The sequence below is a fragment of the Stappia taiwanensis genome, assembly GCF_014635285.1.
GTDB classification, from domain to species: domain Bacteria; phylum Pseudomonadota; class Alphaproteobacteria; order Rhizobiales; family Stappiaceae; genus Stappia; species Stappia taiwanensis.
The window spans coordinates 121,830-138,267 of the sequence record NZ_BMCR01000001.1 but is presented as its reverse complement, the minus strand read 5'-3'; the positions used below and the strand labels follow the sequence as shown (position 1 = coordinate 138,267).

Here is a 16,438-nt window from a genome sequence, read left to right as displayed (position 1 = left end):
GAGAGCCGGTCGGCGGTATCGCTCCCCGGTTCGGCCAACTCGCGTCCGGACAAGGCGAGGATACCCCCTCCTCCCCCAATCCGGCCTGCCGCACAATCTCGGCCGCCGTGGCCAGATGGTCGCCGGTCATCATGACCACCCGCACGCCCGTCCCTTTCCGGTTTACGTTCAAGGTCTGGAGTGCGTCATTCAAAGGTCCGGCGGGGCGTCCTCCCTTCCGCCCTTTGGACGCTTGAGCGGCGTCACCTTGTTGTCGGGTTCCAGGCACTGCCGGATCTCATCGAAAGTCAGCGTTTCCTTGGCCTCCAGCGATGCGACAAGACGCTCGACCCGGGGGCGATGCTCGGTGAGAACGCTCACCGCCTGGGCTTCGGCGTCCTTCAACAAGTCGATGATTGCCGCGTCGACCTGGGCTGCGGTGGCATCGGCGTGGTTGCGCGGCTGGGCGATGGATTGGCCGAGGAAGGGATGGTCCTCGCTCTGGCGCAGATCGACCGGCCCCAGCCCCTCGGTCATGCCCCAGCGCGCCACCATCGACCGGGCCAGCTCCGTCGCCCGGCGAATATCGTCATCGGCGCCGGAGCTGACGGTGCCGAGTAGCAGTTTTTCCGCGGACCGCCCGGCCAATAGCGTGACAAGCTGCCCGCGCAGATAGGCTTCATCCAGCGTATGCCGCTCGCTTTCCATCAGCATATGGGTGCCGCCCAGCGCATGTCCGCGCGGAATGATCGTGACCTTGTACAAGGGATCGGCCCCGGGCGTGAAATAGGCGGCGGCGGTATGACCCGCCTCATGCACGGCAAGGCGGTGCTTTTCCTCCGGCCGGATGGCGAGGGAGCGCACCGTGCCCATCATCACCTTGTCGCGCGCCTCGCCCAGATCGTCGCGGCTGATGCGCTGCCCGTTGCGGCGGGCGGCGGTGATCGCCGCCTCATTAAGCAGGTTCTTCAGATCGGCGCCGGAAAACCCGGGCGTGCCCGCCGCCATGACATCCAGATCAGCCGGATCCTCCAGCGGCAAGTCCCGGGCGTGGATGCCAAGGATCGCCCGGCGCGCGGCCTTGTCGGGCAGGTTCAAGGTCACATGACGGTCGAAGCGACCGGGGCGCAACAGCGCCGGATCCAGCACGTCGGGCCGATTGGTGGCCGCCAGCACGACGACAGCCTCGCGCGCGGCGAAACCATCGAGTTCGGCCAGGATCTGATTCAGCGTCTGCTCGCGCTCGTCATGCCCGCCGCCAAGCCCGGTGCCGCGCGTGCGCCCGATGCTGTCGAGCTCATCGATGAAGATGATCGAGGGCGCCGCCTGACGCGCGGCCTCGAACATCTTGCGCACCCGCCCCGCGCCGACCCCGACGAAGATCTCGATGAATTCCGAGCCGGAGGTGGAAAAGAACGGAACATCCGCCTCCCCGGCCAGCGCCTTGGCCAGCAGCGTCTTGCCGGTTCCGGGCGGACCGACCAGCAGGACGCCATGGGGAACCTTGGCACCGACCCGCTCGAACCGTTGCGGATCGCGCAGGAAATCGACCAGTTCCGCCACCTCCTTCTTGGCCTGATCCTGACCGGCAACGTCGCTGAAGATGACCTTCTCGCGGGTAGCGCTCGGCTTGGAAAAACGCCCCCCCAACAGGCCGCCGGCAAGCCCCCCGTTTCCGCCGGCGATGTTGCCCATCATCCGCCGCTGCAGCCACAGGTAAACCGCGAGAATGACGATCCAGGGCAAGATGTAGGTCAGCAGCGAAACCCCGGCCGGCGCCTCGGCGCGGATCTCCACGTTGTGCTGCTCCAGAAGCGGCAACAATTCCGGATCGCCCTGGGCCGGGGTCACCGCCCGGAACGCCTCGACCTTGGCCGCATTGGCCTCACTGGTGGTGACAACGATGGCATGTTCCTGCAGATCGGCGGAGACCACCTGGCCGTCACGGATCAGCTTCTTGACCACACTGTAGGGAACGGTGCTCGGCCCCGTACGGGTGTCGAACAGGGCGTTGCTGAGCACGGCCATCATCAGGACCGCACTGAACAGTCCCCATATCAGCCATTGCAAGCCGTTGGAGCCGTCGCCGGGTTGTTTTTGTCCGCTGTTGCCCATGTCGCCACGCTCGCGCCTCAGCTATTGTAGCCTAAACCCTCGCAAATCGCTCGCTCAAGGTCGTTGACGCAGGTCAACGGCGGCAACCGGCCTCTCTCCGGAAAGGCCACGCTGCGACATCGGCCTTCGGCGCGATTTACGCGACCAGGGCTCCAGACAGCCATAGCGCTCGTGCGCCACCGCAGCGGCCTCGATAGATCAGCACGGCGGCGATGGAGGCGGTCATGTTGTAAAGATCGAGACCGAACGCACCTCGCTCCCGCTCGTCCGAACCTGCGCACTCTAGGCCTGGCGCAACAGACCGATCGTCTCCTCATCGGTGAGTTGGTGGAAATCCGCGAAGAACCCGCCAACCCCGCGAAACGCGCGCGACGGGATCAGGCAGACGACATCGTCGGCCAGCGCCGCGATCTCGACAAGCGTGTCCTCCGGCGCGACGGGAATGGCCGCCACGATGCGCGCGGCCCCCTGCCGCCGGATCGCGGCAATCGCGGCTTTCATCGTGGCCCCGGTCGCCAGACCGTCGTCGACGAGGACCGCCGTCCGTCCCGTAGGGTCAAGCCGCTCACGGTCGCCGAGGTAAAGGGCGCGGCGACGCTCCATCTCGGCCAGTTCCCGGGTCCGGGCGCGCTCGATATAGGCCTCATCGGCACCTGAGATCCGCCGGACATCCTCATTCAGGACCGTCTGGGGCACCGCGCCTTCGACAACAGCGCCCAGCGCCACCTCGGGATTCGACGGCGCACCGATCTTGCGGACCATTACCAGATCGAGCGGCGCTTCAAGCGCGCGCGAGATCTCCACCGCGACAGGCACACCGCCACGCGGAAGCGCATAGACCGCCGGGCGATCCAGGGTCATGGACGCGAGCCGAGCCGCCAACTGCCGTCCCGCCTCGGCCCGGTTGGTAAACACCCTTTCCTGATCATCCATCATACAGGACTACCGGAGGGGATGGCGTGGTGCATTGATCGCGCGCAATGAAAGAGCCGGGCCTCTCTGTCACAAGGAAGGTGCTCCCTGGAAGTATGTCCGGAACCGCCCGGGAGGACCTCCCAATGCTCGCTGGGTCGGCGGCTCGGACGAGGCCCCTCCCGCCCCGCTGGATGCTGCGATCATCTTACCCGCCGCGGGAGAGCTTGTGCCAACCGTCCTTGTCCGCACTGCGCGAGGGCACTCTGTCGGGCGCCGCCGTCCTCATCCCCTGACGCACCTGCAAGCGCGCCTTTCGTTCTGGTCGCATCGTTGACGGCTATCAATGAGACCGCCGCCACAAACGTCCATACTGTCGCTTCATCTCAGAATGGAGGACGCGCTGATGGACATTCGCAAGGCAATGCATGAGCACGCCGATTGGGTCAGTGCCGATACTCCGGTCTGCGAGGCCGCACGGATGATGCAGAAGGACGACATCGGTGCGATCCCTGTGGGCAAGGACGACAAGCTGATCGGCATGATCACCGACCGGGACATCGCGCTGCGGATCGTGGCTGCGGGACGCGATCCCGACAAGACCACGGTCGAGGAAGTGATGACCAAGGGCATCGTCTATTGCCGGACCAACGAGACGGTCGAGGATGCCATCCACCTGATGGACCAGAAGAAGATCCGCCGTCTCCCGGTCATCGACGAAGACAAGCGCCTGGTGGGCATGCTCGGTCTCGGCGACATCGCACACGCGGTCAATCACGAGCTTTCGGGCGAGCTTCTGCACGCGGTGGCCGAGCACCACGCCTGACGCCCCGCCCCTGACGCCCAGCTTAGCGCCCAGTGTGGCGCCCAATCTGACGCCCAGTGTGGCGCCCAATCTGACGCCACCGGAGGTCGGCAAAGCCGTTTGGCGGGCAATCGCCAAGCGGCTTCCCTTTGCTGCGCGATGATGACGGCGGCCTCACGCCGTTCAGCGATCGCGAGCGTCCATCTCCCCTTCGTCCGCCTCGGCGGCGAGGGCGTCGATGTTCCGGATCTCGATCAGGTCCGGGCGGGCGATCACGATTTTTCCATCATCGGCCAGCGCGTGATAGGCGCGACTGATGGATTCCGGGCGCGCGCCCAGGAGATTGGCCTGATCGGCCCGGCTGATCGGAATCTTCACCTCAAACGTCCCGTGTCCGGAACCTTTGATGGCGGACATGCCGCCGAACCGGGAGCAGAGCGCCAAAAGAAAGCCGGCCACGCGGCCCCGCACCTTCGGAATTGCCAGAATGGCCATCCAGTCGCGGGCCCGGTCCAATTCACTGCGCACGTTCAGGAGAACGCCCTGGCCAAGATCCGGAGACCGCTGGAAAAGCGCCTTGAAAGGCCCGCGCGGAAAGGCACAGACTTCGGCATCGCTGGCCGCTTCGATGGAGACCGCCAGAGGCTCCTCTCCCATGCCCCCGAAGAAATCTCCCTCGAACAAGAGCCCGACAATGTGCTGGCGGCCATCGCCCAGGGTCTTTTGCATCCGCAGGATCCCCGTGAAGACACAGCAGACGAAATCGGGCTCCTCCCCCTCATGCGCGACGATTTCTCCGGCGCGGAAGCTCCTGAGCCGGCAGAGCGCCGCCAACTCCTGCCTGGTCTCCGAAGGCAAGCTCGCCAGCCATGGCACCTGCGCCAGCCCGCAACCACCACAAGATGGAAGCCAATTCGCACGTTCCCGACCCATCGCACCCTCGAGCAGCGCTGCAACAAAATCACCATCGACACAACATGTTGACATGTCTTCGCGTTTCATTGCCGGCATAATACCACAGCCACAAGGATCGTTCGGCGGCACCTCCTCACACCTAAACTGCCCCCTTCTCCGGAAACATTCGCAATCCTCTGGCGATGAAAGGAGATTCATTTCCCGTTTGCAGCGGACAGCCTGAAGTGCGTATTATCAAGACTGTGGCGAAGCTGACGGCATATGCATTTTTAGGAGTAGCCGCGCATCCTGCACACACGCGCGATTCCGGAAGCCGTTCGGCGATCGGGCAGGCGATCGGGCAGGCGGTTGGGCAGTCGGATCGAGGCGACCGCCACGGATTGCGAAGAGCCGAACGACGGGATGCAGCGGCAAGGTCGCCCGACGGTCCCCTTCAGCCTCGTTATTGGTCCTGAGCTGAAAGCGCGGAGCCTCTTTTGCCAGACTGCAAGGGCGGCGCAGGCGGAACAGTTCAGACGCACCCTATCAGCGACCTTCACGGTAGGAGAGCGGATATGCCCCAAACCGTTGCCCGGTCTATACCCGACAGGTGCCTTCACTGCGCCCTGCGCGGTGCCTCGCTATGTCGTCTCGTCGAGGCTGCCGACCTGCCGCGAGCCAGGCCGGTTCGGTTGCGCCGTATTCCACGCAACGGCCTGGTGTTCGAACAAGGCAAGCAGCACGGCACCATCGGCATGCTCCGTCGGGGCTACCTGCGCAAGGAAAGACTGAACCGGGTCGGGCGGCGCACGGTGTTCGATCTGGCCTTTCCGGGGGACATCATTGGCGAGCTTCCCGGACACAGCCTCAGCTACTCACTGGAAGCTGCAACGGATGCCGAAATCTGTGTATTCGATGATCGAACCGTACGGCGCATGATGGCGACAGACGGACAGTTCCGCCTTGGCCTGCTGCAAGCGACGGCCGACCAGCTTGCACGTCTGCAAGAGACAATCTGGCAACGCGGCGCCCTGACCTGCCGCGAACGGATCCTGGCGTTTCTCGTCTTGTCCGCCAGGGCCATGCCAACCACCCCACGGCCGGACGGCAGCATCATCGTCACCATTGAGCTTGCCCGAAAAGACTGGGCCGCCTTCTCGAACACCACGGTTGAATCGATCAGCCGCGTGATGAGCCAGCTTTCGGAGAAGGGGCTGGTGAAGACCCTGGCTCCCGACCGCTACTGGATCGCCGACCCGGCCTTTCTGGCCCGCCTTGCCGGCATGGACCCAAGAGCGGACTGCGCCCCACCGCAGGCCGCCATGGCCGCGCGGCGCCACAACAGGCGAGATATCGCCGCCTGATTGACAGCCATCAATGCACGTGGCCCAGATCGATACAGCTTCGCTCCCAAGAGGGTGCACTTCAGACAAAGCACAACCATTGACATTCATCAATGCGCACCCTCTGCCTCAAGGTTATTTATCCCGGAACATGGATGGCCCGAGAGGAGAGAGCTTTTCGCGCGCCCTGTTCTCACCTCATCCGACCAAGGCAAGGCGATCTCCCTGGCATGGCGGGTCTCTCCGGTCGCCGGGCGCGCATCTGTGCCGATCGGTTCCAGGACGTCTTGCCTCTTCGCGGAAGGCATGGCCGCGAATGCGACACACTGGCGGCGTAGGCTTGCACCTCGCGTATCGCCGATAGTGGCGAAACGATGCGTTCGGTGCGGGAGGACCGACCGCAATCGGGATCGAACATCGCGGTTGCCGATGACCGATCCGCGCGCCGGGTTCGCGCGATGACTGCGGCGGCGCGGCGGCTTGGGAAGGGCCGCAGGAACCTGGGGGCAGACAGGATCGGTCGGATACCGGGAGGCAGACATGACCGCACACAAAGCGAGGAAAACGGCGCGGCCGGCCGGGAAAGACCAGGCTGGCGCCCAGTTGCGCGCCCTGATCTGCCCTCAGAGCGATCCCCCGCCCAAACCGGATACCGAAACAGCGCCAGCGCATCCGCACGAAAATCTTGATCGCACGGTGCGGGCGACCGCCGCCCGCCTGACCGGCGGCGTGTCCCCTCATGCCTTCATCGAGGCCTGGAGCGATTGGGCACTGCATATGGCCCGCTCTCCCGGACGGCAGCTTGAGCTGATCGAGCACGCTCAGGAGAACGTATTCAAGCTGACAAACTATCTTCTGAACATTGATGACGCTGCCGAACCGCCCTTTGCGCCCAAGGCTCATGACCATCGCTTCGCACACGCCGGTTGGAACAGGGCGCCCTTTGAAATCTGGGCTCAAGGCTTTCTCGCCGCGCAAGATTGGTGGAATTACGCGACGGATCACTTGCGAGGCCTCCAGCCCGACGATGCGGATCGGACCCGCTTCATGATGCGTCAGATGCTGGATCTGATGTCGCCATCGAACTTCCCGGCGCTGAACCCGGAGATCATCGAAGCAACGGTTCAGACCCGGGGCCGGAACCTGAGCGAAGGGGCCGTTCACTTCGCCCGCGATTTCCTACATACGATGACGCAGGCGCATATCCCCGCCCCTCCGGGGTATCAGGTCGGCAAGGACCTGGCCTGCACCCCGGGCGAGGTGGTGTTCCGCAACGACCTGTTCGAGCTGATCCAGTATGCGCCAAAGGGCGGAACGGTGCAGGCCGAACCGATCCTGATCGTCCCGGCCTGGATCATGAAGTACTACATTCTCGATCTGTCGCCGCGAAACTCGATGGTGAAATACCTCGTCGAACAGGGCTTCACCGTGTTCGTGATCTCGTGGTGCAATCCCACCGCCGAGCAAGCCGAGCTCTCTCTGGAGGACTACCGCAAGCACGGGGTCATGGAGGCGCTCAATGCCATCGACGCCATCGTGCCGGGAGAAAAGGTGCAGGCGGTCGGCTATTGCCTTGGCGGGACGATCCTCGCCATCGCGGCAGCCACCATGGCGCGAGACGGCGACGACCGGCTGGCCTCGATCACTCTGATGGCGGCGCAGGTCGACTTCGCCGAGGCCGGCGAGTTGTTGCTGTTCCTCGATGAAAGCCAGGTGGCCTTCCTTGAAGACATGATGTGGGATCAGGGCTATCTCGACCGGCCGCAGATGGCCCGTGCCTTTGCCACCATCCGCGCCGAGGACCTGATCTATTCCCGCGCCGTGCGACGCTACTTTCTCGGGCAGGAAGACGCGCCGACCGATATGGGCGTGTGGTATGCCGACACCACGCGCATGCCCGCGCGCATGCATTCGGAGTATCTTCGCGGCCTGTTCCTGGAAAACCGGCTCTCGGCGGGGCGTTTCGCGGTCGAAGGCCAGGTGATTGCCCTCAAGGACATTCGCGCACCGATGTTCGTGGTCGGCACGGAAGCCGATCATATCGCCCCATGGAAATCGGTCTACAAGACCAAGCTGTTCACCGACAACGATCTGACATTCGTGCTGACCAACAGGGGCCACAACGGCGGCATCCTCAGCGAGCCGGGCCATCCGGGGCGCCACTATCGCATCTCGCCGCGCCCGGCCGGCGCGCTTTATGTCGGCCCCGACGCATGGCTCGCCCGACATGCGCCCAGGCAAGGCTCATGGTGGGGGGAATGGTCGCAATGGCTGACGGACAACAGCCGCGGCAAGGCGGATGTGCCCGCCATGGGAGCTCCGGAGAAGGGCTACGCACCGATCGCGGCAGCGCCGGGCGCCTATATTCACCAGACATAGCACCCTTTCGGCGGGTGCCAGGCCTCAGAATGCACCTGCCTTTGATCTGGAGCATGTTCCGGTTCGAAAATCGCACCTATTTTGGGGGAAGGTACTCAAGCGCCCTCCCCGCTGGCGCGGCACGAACCGGAAGGAAACCTGATGCCCGATCCACGCTTGACCTTCCATGGCGCCGCGCGGGGCGTCACCGGCTCCTGCTTTCGGCTGGAGACCGATCACGGCCAGATCCTGATCGATTGCGGGTTGTTCCAGGGGGCCAAGACAGAGAAGGAGCTGAACTACCGCCCCTTCCCGTTTGAGCCGAACAAGATCACGGCGGTGATCCTCAGCCACGCGCATATCGACCATTCCGGCCTTTTGCCCAAGCTGGTGCGGCACGGGTTCAAGGGGCCGATCCACGCCACCCAGGCAACCGCCGATCTGGCCGGGGTGATGCTGCCCGACAGTGCCCATATTCAGGAATACGAGGTCAAACAGTTCAACCGCCGCGCCGCCCGCCGCAATCGCGGCCAGGTCTCGCCGATTTATACCGGCGCCGATGCGGCGGCCTGCCTCATGCAGTTCCGTGCGCATGACTATGACAGGTGGTTCGCTGTTCTGCCCGGCGTGCGCGCCCGGTTCTGGAATGCGGGGCATCTGCTCGGCTCGGCCTCGATCGAGATCGAAGTGGCACAGCAGGACAATCCGGAGCCCTTGCGGCTTCTGTTCTCCGCCGATATCGGGCCGGACTACAAGCTGATGCACCCCGATCCGGAAGGCCCAAGCGGGATCGATTACCTGATCTGCGAATCCACCTATGGCGACCGCGACCGCATCGACGCCACCGCCGAACGCCGCCGCGAACTCTTGTGCGAGGAAGTGCGCGCGGCAACCAACCCGAATGGCGCACTGCTGATCCCGTCCTTCGCGGTGGAACGCGCACAGGAGTTGATCAGCGACCTCAGCCGCCTGATCGCCGAAAGCAGGCTGCCGCCGATCCCGATTTATGTGGACAGCCCGCTCGCCACCCGGGCGACGGAAGTCTTTGCCAAGCACAACAAGGAGCTGGAAGAAGGGGCCGTATTGATGCGCGGCCTTGCGTCCCGGCACCTGCACGTCACCGAGACCCGGGAACAGAGCATTGCCCTCGACCACGTGCGCGGGTTTCACATCGTCATTGCCGCCTCCGGCATGTGCGATGCAGGGCGCATCCGCCACCGGCTGAAGAACTGGCTGTGGCGCGACGAAGCGACCGTGCTGTTCACCGGTTTCCAGGCCGAAGGCACGCTGGGACGCATTCTGCAGAACGGGGCGCGCTCGGTGCGTATTCAGGGCGAGGAGTTCAAGGTGCGGGCACGGATACGCTCGCTCGACCTTTACTCCGGCCATGCCGATGGCACCGAACTGGTCGACTGGATCAAGGCCCGGCTGCCGCTACGCCACGACCTGTTTCTGGTGCATGGCGAAGAAGCCGCGATTGACGGGCTGGCGGAGCGGCTGGCGGGGATCGTCGATCTCCGCCATGTGCTGCGGCCAGTGCTCGACGAGAGCTTTGCCTTGACGCGAACGGGCGTCGAGCGCCTCTCCATCCCGACGCCGCCGCGCCTTGGTCCGGAAAAGATCGCCCGGCTGGACTGGCACAACGACGTGTCGCGGCTCATTCTGGATATCAACGATGCCCTGGCCGGCGCCGCCGACGAACGCTCGCGCGATATCCTGATCCGGCGCCTGCAGCGTGCGCTGCAAGAGGACGAGACCGCCCAGGAGTGACGGTCCGCCGACCTTGATCAGAGCAAAGCCCCGCCCCGCTTCACGCGGCGGCGATCACCGGAGCGTTGCGCATCATCCGTTTGACATAGGTGCCGACCTGGCATTCCTCGGTCATGCCGATGCCACCATGAAGCTGGATCGCTTCCTCGCCCACCTTCTGACCTGCGGCACAAGCCTTGCTCCACGCGGCGGATGCCAGACGGCCGCTGTCCTCATGGTTCTGGCTGGCAGCCATGGCCGCCGCCATCACCAGCGCGCGGGTTTCCTCCAGAGCGATCGACATATCCACCAAGCGGTGCTGAAGCGCCTGGAAGGCGGATAGCGCCCGGCCGAACTGGTTGCGCGTCTTGGTGTACTCCAGCGTCTGATCGAACAACTGCCGCATGGCGCCCAGATGGTCGGCGGCAGCCGTCACCTCGGCGGCGATGCGCAGGCGCGCCGCCAGATCCGAGGAGACCGGCACCCCGGCATGCGCGGTCGGCAGAACGGCAACCTCAGCCATCCGGCGGCCATCGATCCAGCTTTCCTCCGACAAAGGCGCCGGCAGGTCGCCAGCCTCGATCAGTGCAAGTGCCTGCCCTTCGCCCGCCGGCAACAGAGCGAGATAAACATCGGCCTCAAGGTCCTGCGGCTTGCGCAGCACGCAAGCGCCCTCCGCCGTGGTCGTGCCGGTCCCGGCGAGCATGCAGAAGCTGCGCTCGCCGCCAAGAAAGGCATCGAGCGGTGCGCTGTCGCCGGTTTCGGCAAGCGCGCCGAGCGCAATGGCCGGCAGCACCGCGAAAGACTGCCAGAGGATCGGCGAGAGTGCCGCGCCGAAGCTTTCGGCGATCAGGAACGGCCCGTTGAGGCCAAGGCCGAAACCGCCCTGATCCTCGGGCACGGAGGCGCAATGCCAGCCCATTTCCCGGCTGTGCGCCCATTGCCGGTCCGCGTCCCAACCGATTGCCTGCTCCTCGAAACGGGCCAGACTGTCAGCCAGCATCCGCTCGGTGTCGTTCAGTTCGAAATCCATCTTCGCCTCCTCAGATGCCGAGCACGACCTTGGCCATGACGTTGCGCTGAATCTCGTTCGAGCCACCCCAGATGGTCAGCTTGCGCAGGTTCAGCCAGGTTTCCTCGGCGTTGTACAAAATGTCGGGAAGCGGCGCGGCCCAAGCCCGTGCCATATCGAGCCGCAACAGCGAGATGGCTTGCGCGATCTCGGTTCCCCGGATCTTCAGGGCCGAGGTGCGCGGACCCGGGTTCTGGCCCGCATTCATGGTGGAGAGCAGGCGCAGCTCCAGATATTCCAGCGCCAGAAGCTCCACATCGAGCTGCCGGAACCGCTCGGCGAACTGGCCATCATCGAGCGCGCGCAGGGCATCCAGATCGCGGCGCGAGCGGGACGAGCCGGACATGATGAAGCGCTCATGCTCCAAGAGGACCTTCGCATAGGTCCAGCCCTGACCTTCCGCGCCGATCAGGTTCTCGGCCGGCACCCGCACATTGTCGAGGAACACTTCGTTGATCTCGGTGTCGCCGTCGATGGTGCGGATCGGGCGAATGGTGATGCCCGGTGTCTTCATGTCGATCAGCAGGAAGCTGATGCCCGCCTGCGGCTTCACCGTCAGGTCGGTCTTGACCAGACAGAACATCCAGTCGGCCCATTGCGCCCAGGTCGTCCAGGTCTTCTGGCCGTTGACCACATAGGCATCGCCATCGCGCACGGCGGTGGTCCGCAGGCTGGCAAGATCAGACCCCGCCCCCGGCTCGGAATAGCCCTGGCACCACCACGCCTTGTTCTGGCGGATATCGGGCAGGAACCGCTCCTTCTGCGCCTCATTGCCATAGGTATAGATGATCGGTCCGACCATGGTGATGCCGAATTGAACCGGCGGCGGCGCATAGGTTGCGCCATAGGCCTGTTCGAACAGATAGCGCTGGGTGGGCGTGAAACCCGGCCCACCGAACTCCGCCGGCCAGCCGGCGGCCAGCCAGTTGTGCCGAGCCAGCACATCCTGCCAGCGCAGGTGCTCGGCCCGCTCCAGGATCTCGTTGCGCCGCACCTTGGCAGCGATCTCCGGATCGAGTTCAGCGGAGAGGGTCGCTTTCACGTGATCGAAAAACGCCCGGTCCTCGGGCGAAAAGGCCAAATCCATCAGGTATTCTCCTGTTCTCGGCTCTTGGCGAGGATCGCATCCACATGCGCACGGTCGCCGCCGAGGGCGGGCGCCGGTGCCTGCTGCCCACGCGGGGAGCCGGAAAAGACGACAGGTTGTTCGGGCAGGTCGAGCGGACCGGCGGCGGTCGCGACCTGACGGGTCAGAAGGTTGCGCGCCGCAACTTGCGGGCTGGCCGCCGCTTCCGCGACATCCCAGATCGGCGCGGCGGGGATGCCGTGCTCTTCCAGCCGGGCAATGACCTCGGTGGCGGAGAAGGCGCCTGCCCATCCTTCGAGGATCTCGCGCAGCGCCGGTTCGTTGGCACGCCGGTTCTGATCGCTGTCGAAGCGCGGATCGTCGGGAAGGTCCGGGCGCCCGATCAACTCCGCCAGGCGCTGGAACAAAGGACGATTGGCCACGGCCAGGATGAAATAGCCGTCGCCGGCGCGATAGGCGCCGAAGGGGGCGGACAGCGGATGGATCGCGCCGGAGCGTTGCGGCGCCTCCCCCGTCGACTGAAGCTGCGAAAGCGCGGTCGGCAGGAGCGAGAACAGGCTGTCGAACATCGCCACGTCGATGCGCTCGCCCTGCCCTGTCCGCTCACGCTTGAACAGCGCGGCACAGATCGCCCAGGCGGCGTAGATGCCCGGCACCGTGTCGCCGATGGAATCCCCGGCAAAGACGGGCGACCCGTCCGGCTCGCCAGTCACGCTCATGAAGCCGCTCATGGCCTGCGCGACAACGTCGTAGCTCGGCGCCCGCGCCAGCGGCCCCTCCTGGCCGAAGCCGGAAATCGAGCAGTAGATCAGGTCCGGCCTTTGCGCCGACAGGGTCTCGTGATCGAGCCCCAACCGCGCGGCGACACCGGGGCGGAAGTTCTCCACCACCACATCGCAGGAGGGCAGCAGCCGGCGCACGGTCTCCTGATCGGCCTCGGACTTGAGGTCGAGACACAGGCTTTTCTTGTTGCGGTTGATCAACTCGAAATTGATCGAGTGGCCATTGCGAACGGCACCCATATGCCGCTGATCGTCGCCCGTGGCGCTTTCGATCTTGATGACGTCGGCACCGATATCGGCAAGCAACGCGGTACAGAAGGGGCCGGCCAGAACGCGGGTGAAGTCGAGAATCCTCACCCCGTCCAGCGGACGGCCGGAAGCGGTCGACATGTCTGTCTCCTTAGACGAGGGCCAGCATCAGGCCGGGGAACAGCAGGAAGATCACGATGCGCAGCACGTCGATGAGCACGAAGGGCGTCAGACCGGCATAGATCTGCCTCAGTTTCAGGTCGGGCCGCATGCCATGCAGCACGAAGATGTTGATGCCCACCGGCGGTGTGATCATGCCGATCTCGATGATCATGACGTTCATGATGCCCCACCAGACCGGATCGTAGCCGAGCTGGCCGACCACCAGCGGGAAGACGAAGGGCATGGTCAGGATCATTGCCGCCATGGCGTCGAACAGGCAGCCGAGCAGGATGTAGAGCAGGATCACCACCGACACGATCAGCAGCGGCGGCAGGTCAAGACCGCCGACCCAATCGACCGTCGCGGCCGGCAGGCCGGAAAGCGTGAGGAAGCTCTTGTAGATCTCCGCCCCGATCAGGATCAGATAGATCATGCCGATGTTGGAGGCCGCGCGGATCAGCGTCTGGATGAAGTTCTCACGGGTCAGCCGGCGGCGAACCAGGCAGGTCACCAGCACCATCAGAACGCCGATGGCCGCTCCTTCGTTGACGGTGAAGATGCCGGAATAGATGCCGCCGAGCATCACGCCGGCGACCATCAGCGTCAGCCGGGCCTGTCCGGTGGCACGCGCCCGCTCGCCCCAGGTGGAGCGCGGCAGGGCCTCGCCATCCTGCGGATTGCGCAAGAGGACCAGCCGGATCGCCACGAAGTAGAGAAGCACGGCCATGATCGAGGGAATGATCGCCGCCCGGAACAGGTCAAGCACGCTCTGCTGGGTGAGAATGGCGTAGACGACCATGATCACGGACGGCGGAATGAGCGAGCCGAGCGTGCCGCCACCGGCGATGGAGCCGGCAATCAGCGCATTGGAATAGCCACGCTTGCGCATTTCCGGCAAGGCGACCTGCACCATCGTTGCCGTGGTGGCGACGGACGAGCCGCAGATCGCGCCGAAGATCGCACTGGTGCCGACGGTGGTCAGAGCGAGACCGCCGCGAAAGTGGCCGATCCAGGCATGGGAGAGGCGGTAGATCTCCTTTGACAGGCCGGCGATGATCGCGAAACCGCCCATCAGGATGAACAGCGGAATGACAATCAGTTCCTGCGAGGAAAGCGCCTGCACGGTGGCGGTGCCGAACAGGGAAAAGACGGAGGCCTGAGCATCGAGAAACAGGGTTCCGAGGACGCCGACCGCGGCCATGGCGGCGGCGATGGGGACATTGAGCAGGATGACCGCAAGCAGCGCGGCCAAACCCAGAAGGCCGATCAGGACAGGAGACATGGGCTACTCGATCTCGCTAACGCTTGGCGGAAGGGTGGGCGGTTCGACCTTGGCGAAAACCACCGCCACCTGCCGGAGGGCCACGACCGTCTGAATGACGACGCCGAGCCAGAGGCAGACACAGGTGATGGCAAAGGCCGGCCAGCGGGGGATTTCCAAGAGCCAGGTCGTCTCGCCGGAGTGCCAGAGGTCGAGCGCGTATTCGCTCGTCCACCAGGCCATCAGGCCAAACATCGCCAGCAGCATGGCGGCCCCGACCGCCTCGAAGGCTTCCCGGAAACGCCAGGGAAAGGTCTGGGTGAGGAAGCGCACGGTGATCGCCGAGCGGGTGACCAGCATCGCCGGGAAACAGGCCGCGACAGCGACGATCCCCAACGGTGCGTAAAGGTCGGACAGCCCGTCGAACCCATGTTCCAGCAACCACATGTCCAGAGGCGGCCAGCTGTCCCGCAAGGCGAGGACGGCGCTCGAGCGCAGCAACACATCGAGCAGCACCAGAGCCGTCACCGCCAGCAAGGCGGTCAGGCCGACCACCGCGATCGCGTTGGCCAGCCTCACCAGGAGTGGTTCGCCTCTCACTTGCCGAGCGCGGCATGCGCCGCCGCAAGAATGTCGGGGTTCTTGTCCGACCGCGCGAGCCACTGCTTCTCGACCTGCTTCAGCACGGTCTTGGCCTTGGTCAGGTCGCGCTCGGACAGTTCGATGAAGTGATGGGCGTCCGAGGCTTCCAGCCGCGCCATGACATCGGCGGTCTGGCCGTCCATGTTCTTGCCCAGCTCGGTCGTGTACCACTCGCCCTTGAGCTGATCGATGGCGGCCTTGGCCTTCGGCGGCAGCGCCTCGTAGCTGTCTTCCGACAGTCCGAACAGCACGGCGAACGCACCAAGCGGCAGATTGGTGACGTGATAGGTCAGAAGATCGCCGACGCCGAAGTTGTAGAGGTTGCCGGTGTCGACCAGCGCGCCGTCGATCAGGCCGCGGCTGACGTTTTCGGCCAGGGCGGTGGCGGGAATATTGGAGACCGGCACCGCACCGAGACGGGCGACGATCTGCGCCTGCATCTGACCGGAGATCCGCAGCTTCTTGCCGCGCAGATCGGACAGCTTCTCAATCGGTTCGGCGAGATGAATGAAGTACGGACCGGACTGCAACATGCCGAGCGGGATCAGCCCGTCCATACCGCCGATCAACCCCTGCTCGATCAGGGCGAGGCTGGCGAGTGCGCCGTCGGAATTGCTTGAGGTCAGGCCCGGCAGTTCGAACACGTCGAGGCCGGTGACGCGGCCCGGGGTATAGGGCAGCGGAATTTCGGCGATATCGGCGACCCCGTCCTGCACCAGCTTGAGCTGGACCTCGCCGCCGGAGACGAGCGAACCGCCCGGATAAAGCTCGATCTTCAAGGTGCCGTCGGACAGTTCCGCAGCCTTGTCGATCAATGCCTTGGCGGACAGGGCATTGTTGACCGTCGTGGCCGGCAGGAAGGAGGAGTATTTCAGCGTCACCTGCTCCTCGGCAATGGCCGGGCTGGCCAGAGTGAGTGCAGCGGCCGCGATGAGGCTTCCCAGTTTCAGTTTGCGCAGTGCCAGCATGGTGTTCCCCTTGTGCTGTTTATTGGTGGAAGGTGCTCCGGCCAGAAAGCCGGCCGGAGC

13 protein-coding genes are annotated in these 16,438 nt (G+C 64.7%); 4 read left to right on the top strand and 9 right to left on the bottom strand.

What is annotated here, in order from left to right; all coding sequences use genetic code 11:
- Positions 1 to 189: 189 nt before the first annotated feature.
- Positions 190 to 2,094, bottom strand: a complete 1,905-nt coding sequence (gene ftsH / locus IEV83_RS00525) for an ATP-dependent zinc metalloprotease FtsH (RefSeq protein ID WP_181758315.1) — start codon at positions 2,092 to 2,094, stop codon at positions 190 to 192.
- A gap of 282 nt (positions 2,095 to 2,376) precedes the next feature.
- Positions 2,377 to 3,027 (bottom strand): phosphoribosyltransferase, encoded by a 651-nt coding sequence (locus IEV83_RS00520; protein ID WP_181758549.1) that lies wholly within the window; start codon positions 3,025 to 3,027, stop codon positions 2,377 to 2,379.
- A 385-nt stretch (positions 3,028 to 3,412) separates the two neighbouring features.
- On the opposite strand from IEV83_RS00520, the gene IEV83_RS00515 reads away from it, so the two are divergent.
- Positions 3,413 to 3,832 carry a CBS domain-containing protein gene (locus IEV83_RS00515; protein WP_181758314.1) on the top strand — a complete coding sequence of 140 codons (420 nt, stop codon included), beginning with the start codon at positions 3,413 to 3,415 and terminating at the stop codon, positions 3,830 to 3,832.
- A 162-nt stretch (positions 3,833 to 3,994) separates the two neighbouring features.
- Here the strand turns inward: IEV83_RS00515 and IEV83_RS00510 are convergent, their stop codons facing one another.
- Positions 3,995 to 4,813 (bottom strand): Crp/Fnr family transcriptional regulator, encoded by an 819-nt coding sequence (locus IEV83_RS00510; RefSeq protein WP_181758313.1) that lies wholly within the window; start codon positions 4,811 to 4,813, stop codon positions 3,995 to 3,997.
- Positions 4,814 to 5,280: 467 nt separating this feature from the next.
- Between IEV83_RS00510 and IEV83_RS00505 the strand changes: the two genes are divergently transcribed.
- The 3 genes from IEV83_RS00505 (at position 5,281) to IEV83_RS00495 (ending at position 10,176) form a co-directional block, all read left to right on the top strand.
- Positions 5,281 to 6,069, top strand: a complete 789-nt coding sequence (locus IEV83_RS00505) for a Crp/Fnr family transcriptional regulator (RefSeq protein ID WP_181758312.1) — start codon at positions 5,281 to 5,283, stop codon at positions 6,067 to 6,069.
- A 519-nt stretch (positions 6,070 to 6,588) separates the two neighbouring features.
- A complete protein-coding gene (locus tag IEV83_RS00500) occupies positions 6,589 to 8,427 on the top strand; it encodes a PHA/PHB synthase family protein (RefSeq protein ID WP_181758311.1) in 1,839 nt (612 codons plus the stop codon).
- A gap of 141 nt (positions 8,428 to 8,568) precedes the next feature.
- On the top strand, positions 8,569 to 10,176 hold the full coding sequence (locus tag IEV83_RS00495; RefSeq protein ID WP_244628011.1) for an MBL fold metallo-hydrolase RNA specificity domain-containing protein: 1,608 nt from the start codon (positions 8,569 to 8,571) through the stop codon (positions 10,174 to 10,176).
- A 40-nt stretch (positions 10,177 to 10,216) separates the two neighbouring features.
- On the opposite strand, the gene IEV83_RS00490 is transcribed toward IEV83_RS00495, so the two are convergent.
- The 6 genes from IEV83_RS00490 to IEV83_RS00465 are packed head-to-tail and all read right to left on the bottom strand — an operon-like array spanning position 10,217 to position 16,378.
- Positions 10,217 to 11,188, bottom strand: coding sequence for an acyl-CoA dehydrogenase family protein (locus IEV83_RS00490; RefSeq protein ID WP_181758310.1), 972 nt, complete (start codon positions 11,186 to 11,188; stop codon positions 10,217 to 10,219).
- A gap of 10 nt (positions 11,189 to 11,198) precedes the next feature.
- The gene (locus tag IEV83_RS00485; RefSeq protein ID WP_181758309.1) at positions 11,199 to 12,314 is read right to left on the bottom strand and encodes an acyl-CoA dehydrogenase family protein; all 1,116 of its coding nucleotides are present in this window, start codon (positions 12,312 to 12,314) and stop codon (positions 11,199 to 11,201) included.
- On the bottom strand, positions 12,314 to 13,486 hold the full coding sequence (locus IEV83_RS00480) for a CaiB/BaiF CoA transferase family protein (protein WP_181758308.1): 1,173 nt from the start codon (positions 13,484 to 13,486) through the stop codon (positions 12,314 to 12,316). Before IEV83_RS00480 ends, IEV83_RS00485 begins: the two co-directional genes overlap by 1 nt.
- Before the next feature lie 10 nt (positions 13,487 to 13,496).
- Positions 13,497 to 14,789 carry a TRAP transporter large permease gene (locus IEV83_RS00475; RefSeq protein ID WP_181758307.1) on the bottom strand — a complete coding sequence of 431 codons (1,293 nt, stop codon included), beginning with the start codon at positions 14,787 to 14,789 and terminating at the stop codon, positions 13,497 to 13,499.
- Between the two features lie 3 nt (positions 14,790 to 14,792).
- Entirely contained in the window at positions 14,793 to 15,347 is a 555-nt protein-coding gene (locus IEV83_RS00470) for a TRAP transporter small permease (protein ID WP_181758306.1), read from the bottom strand.
- A gap of 17 nt (positions 15,348 to 15,364) precedes the next feature.
- Positions 15,365 to 16,378, bottom strand: a complete 1,014-nt coding sequence (locus IEV83_RS00465) for a type 2 periplasmic-binding domain-containing protein (protein WP_181758305.1) — start codon at positions 16,376 to 16,378, stop codon at positions 15,365 to 15,367.
- Between the last annotated feature and the right edge of the window lie 60 nt (positions 16,379 to 16,438).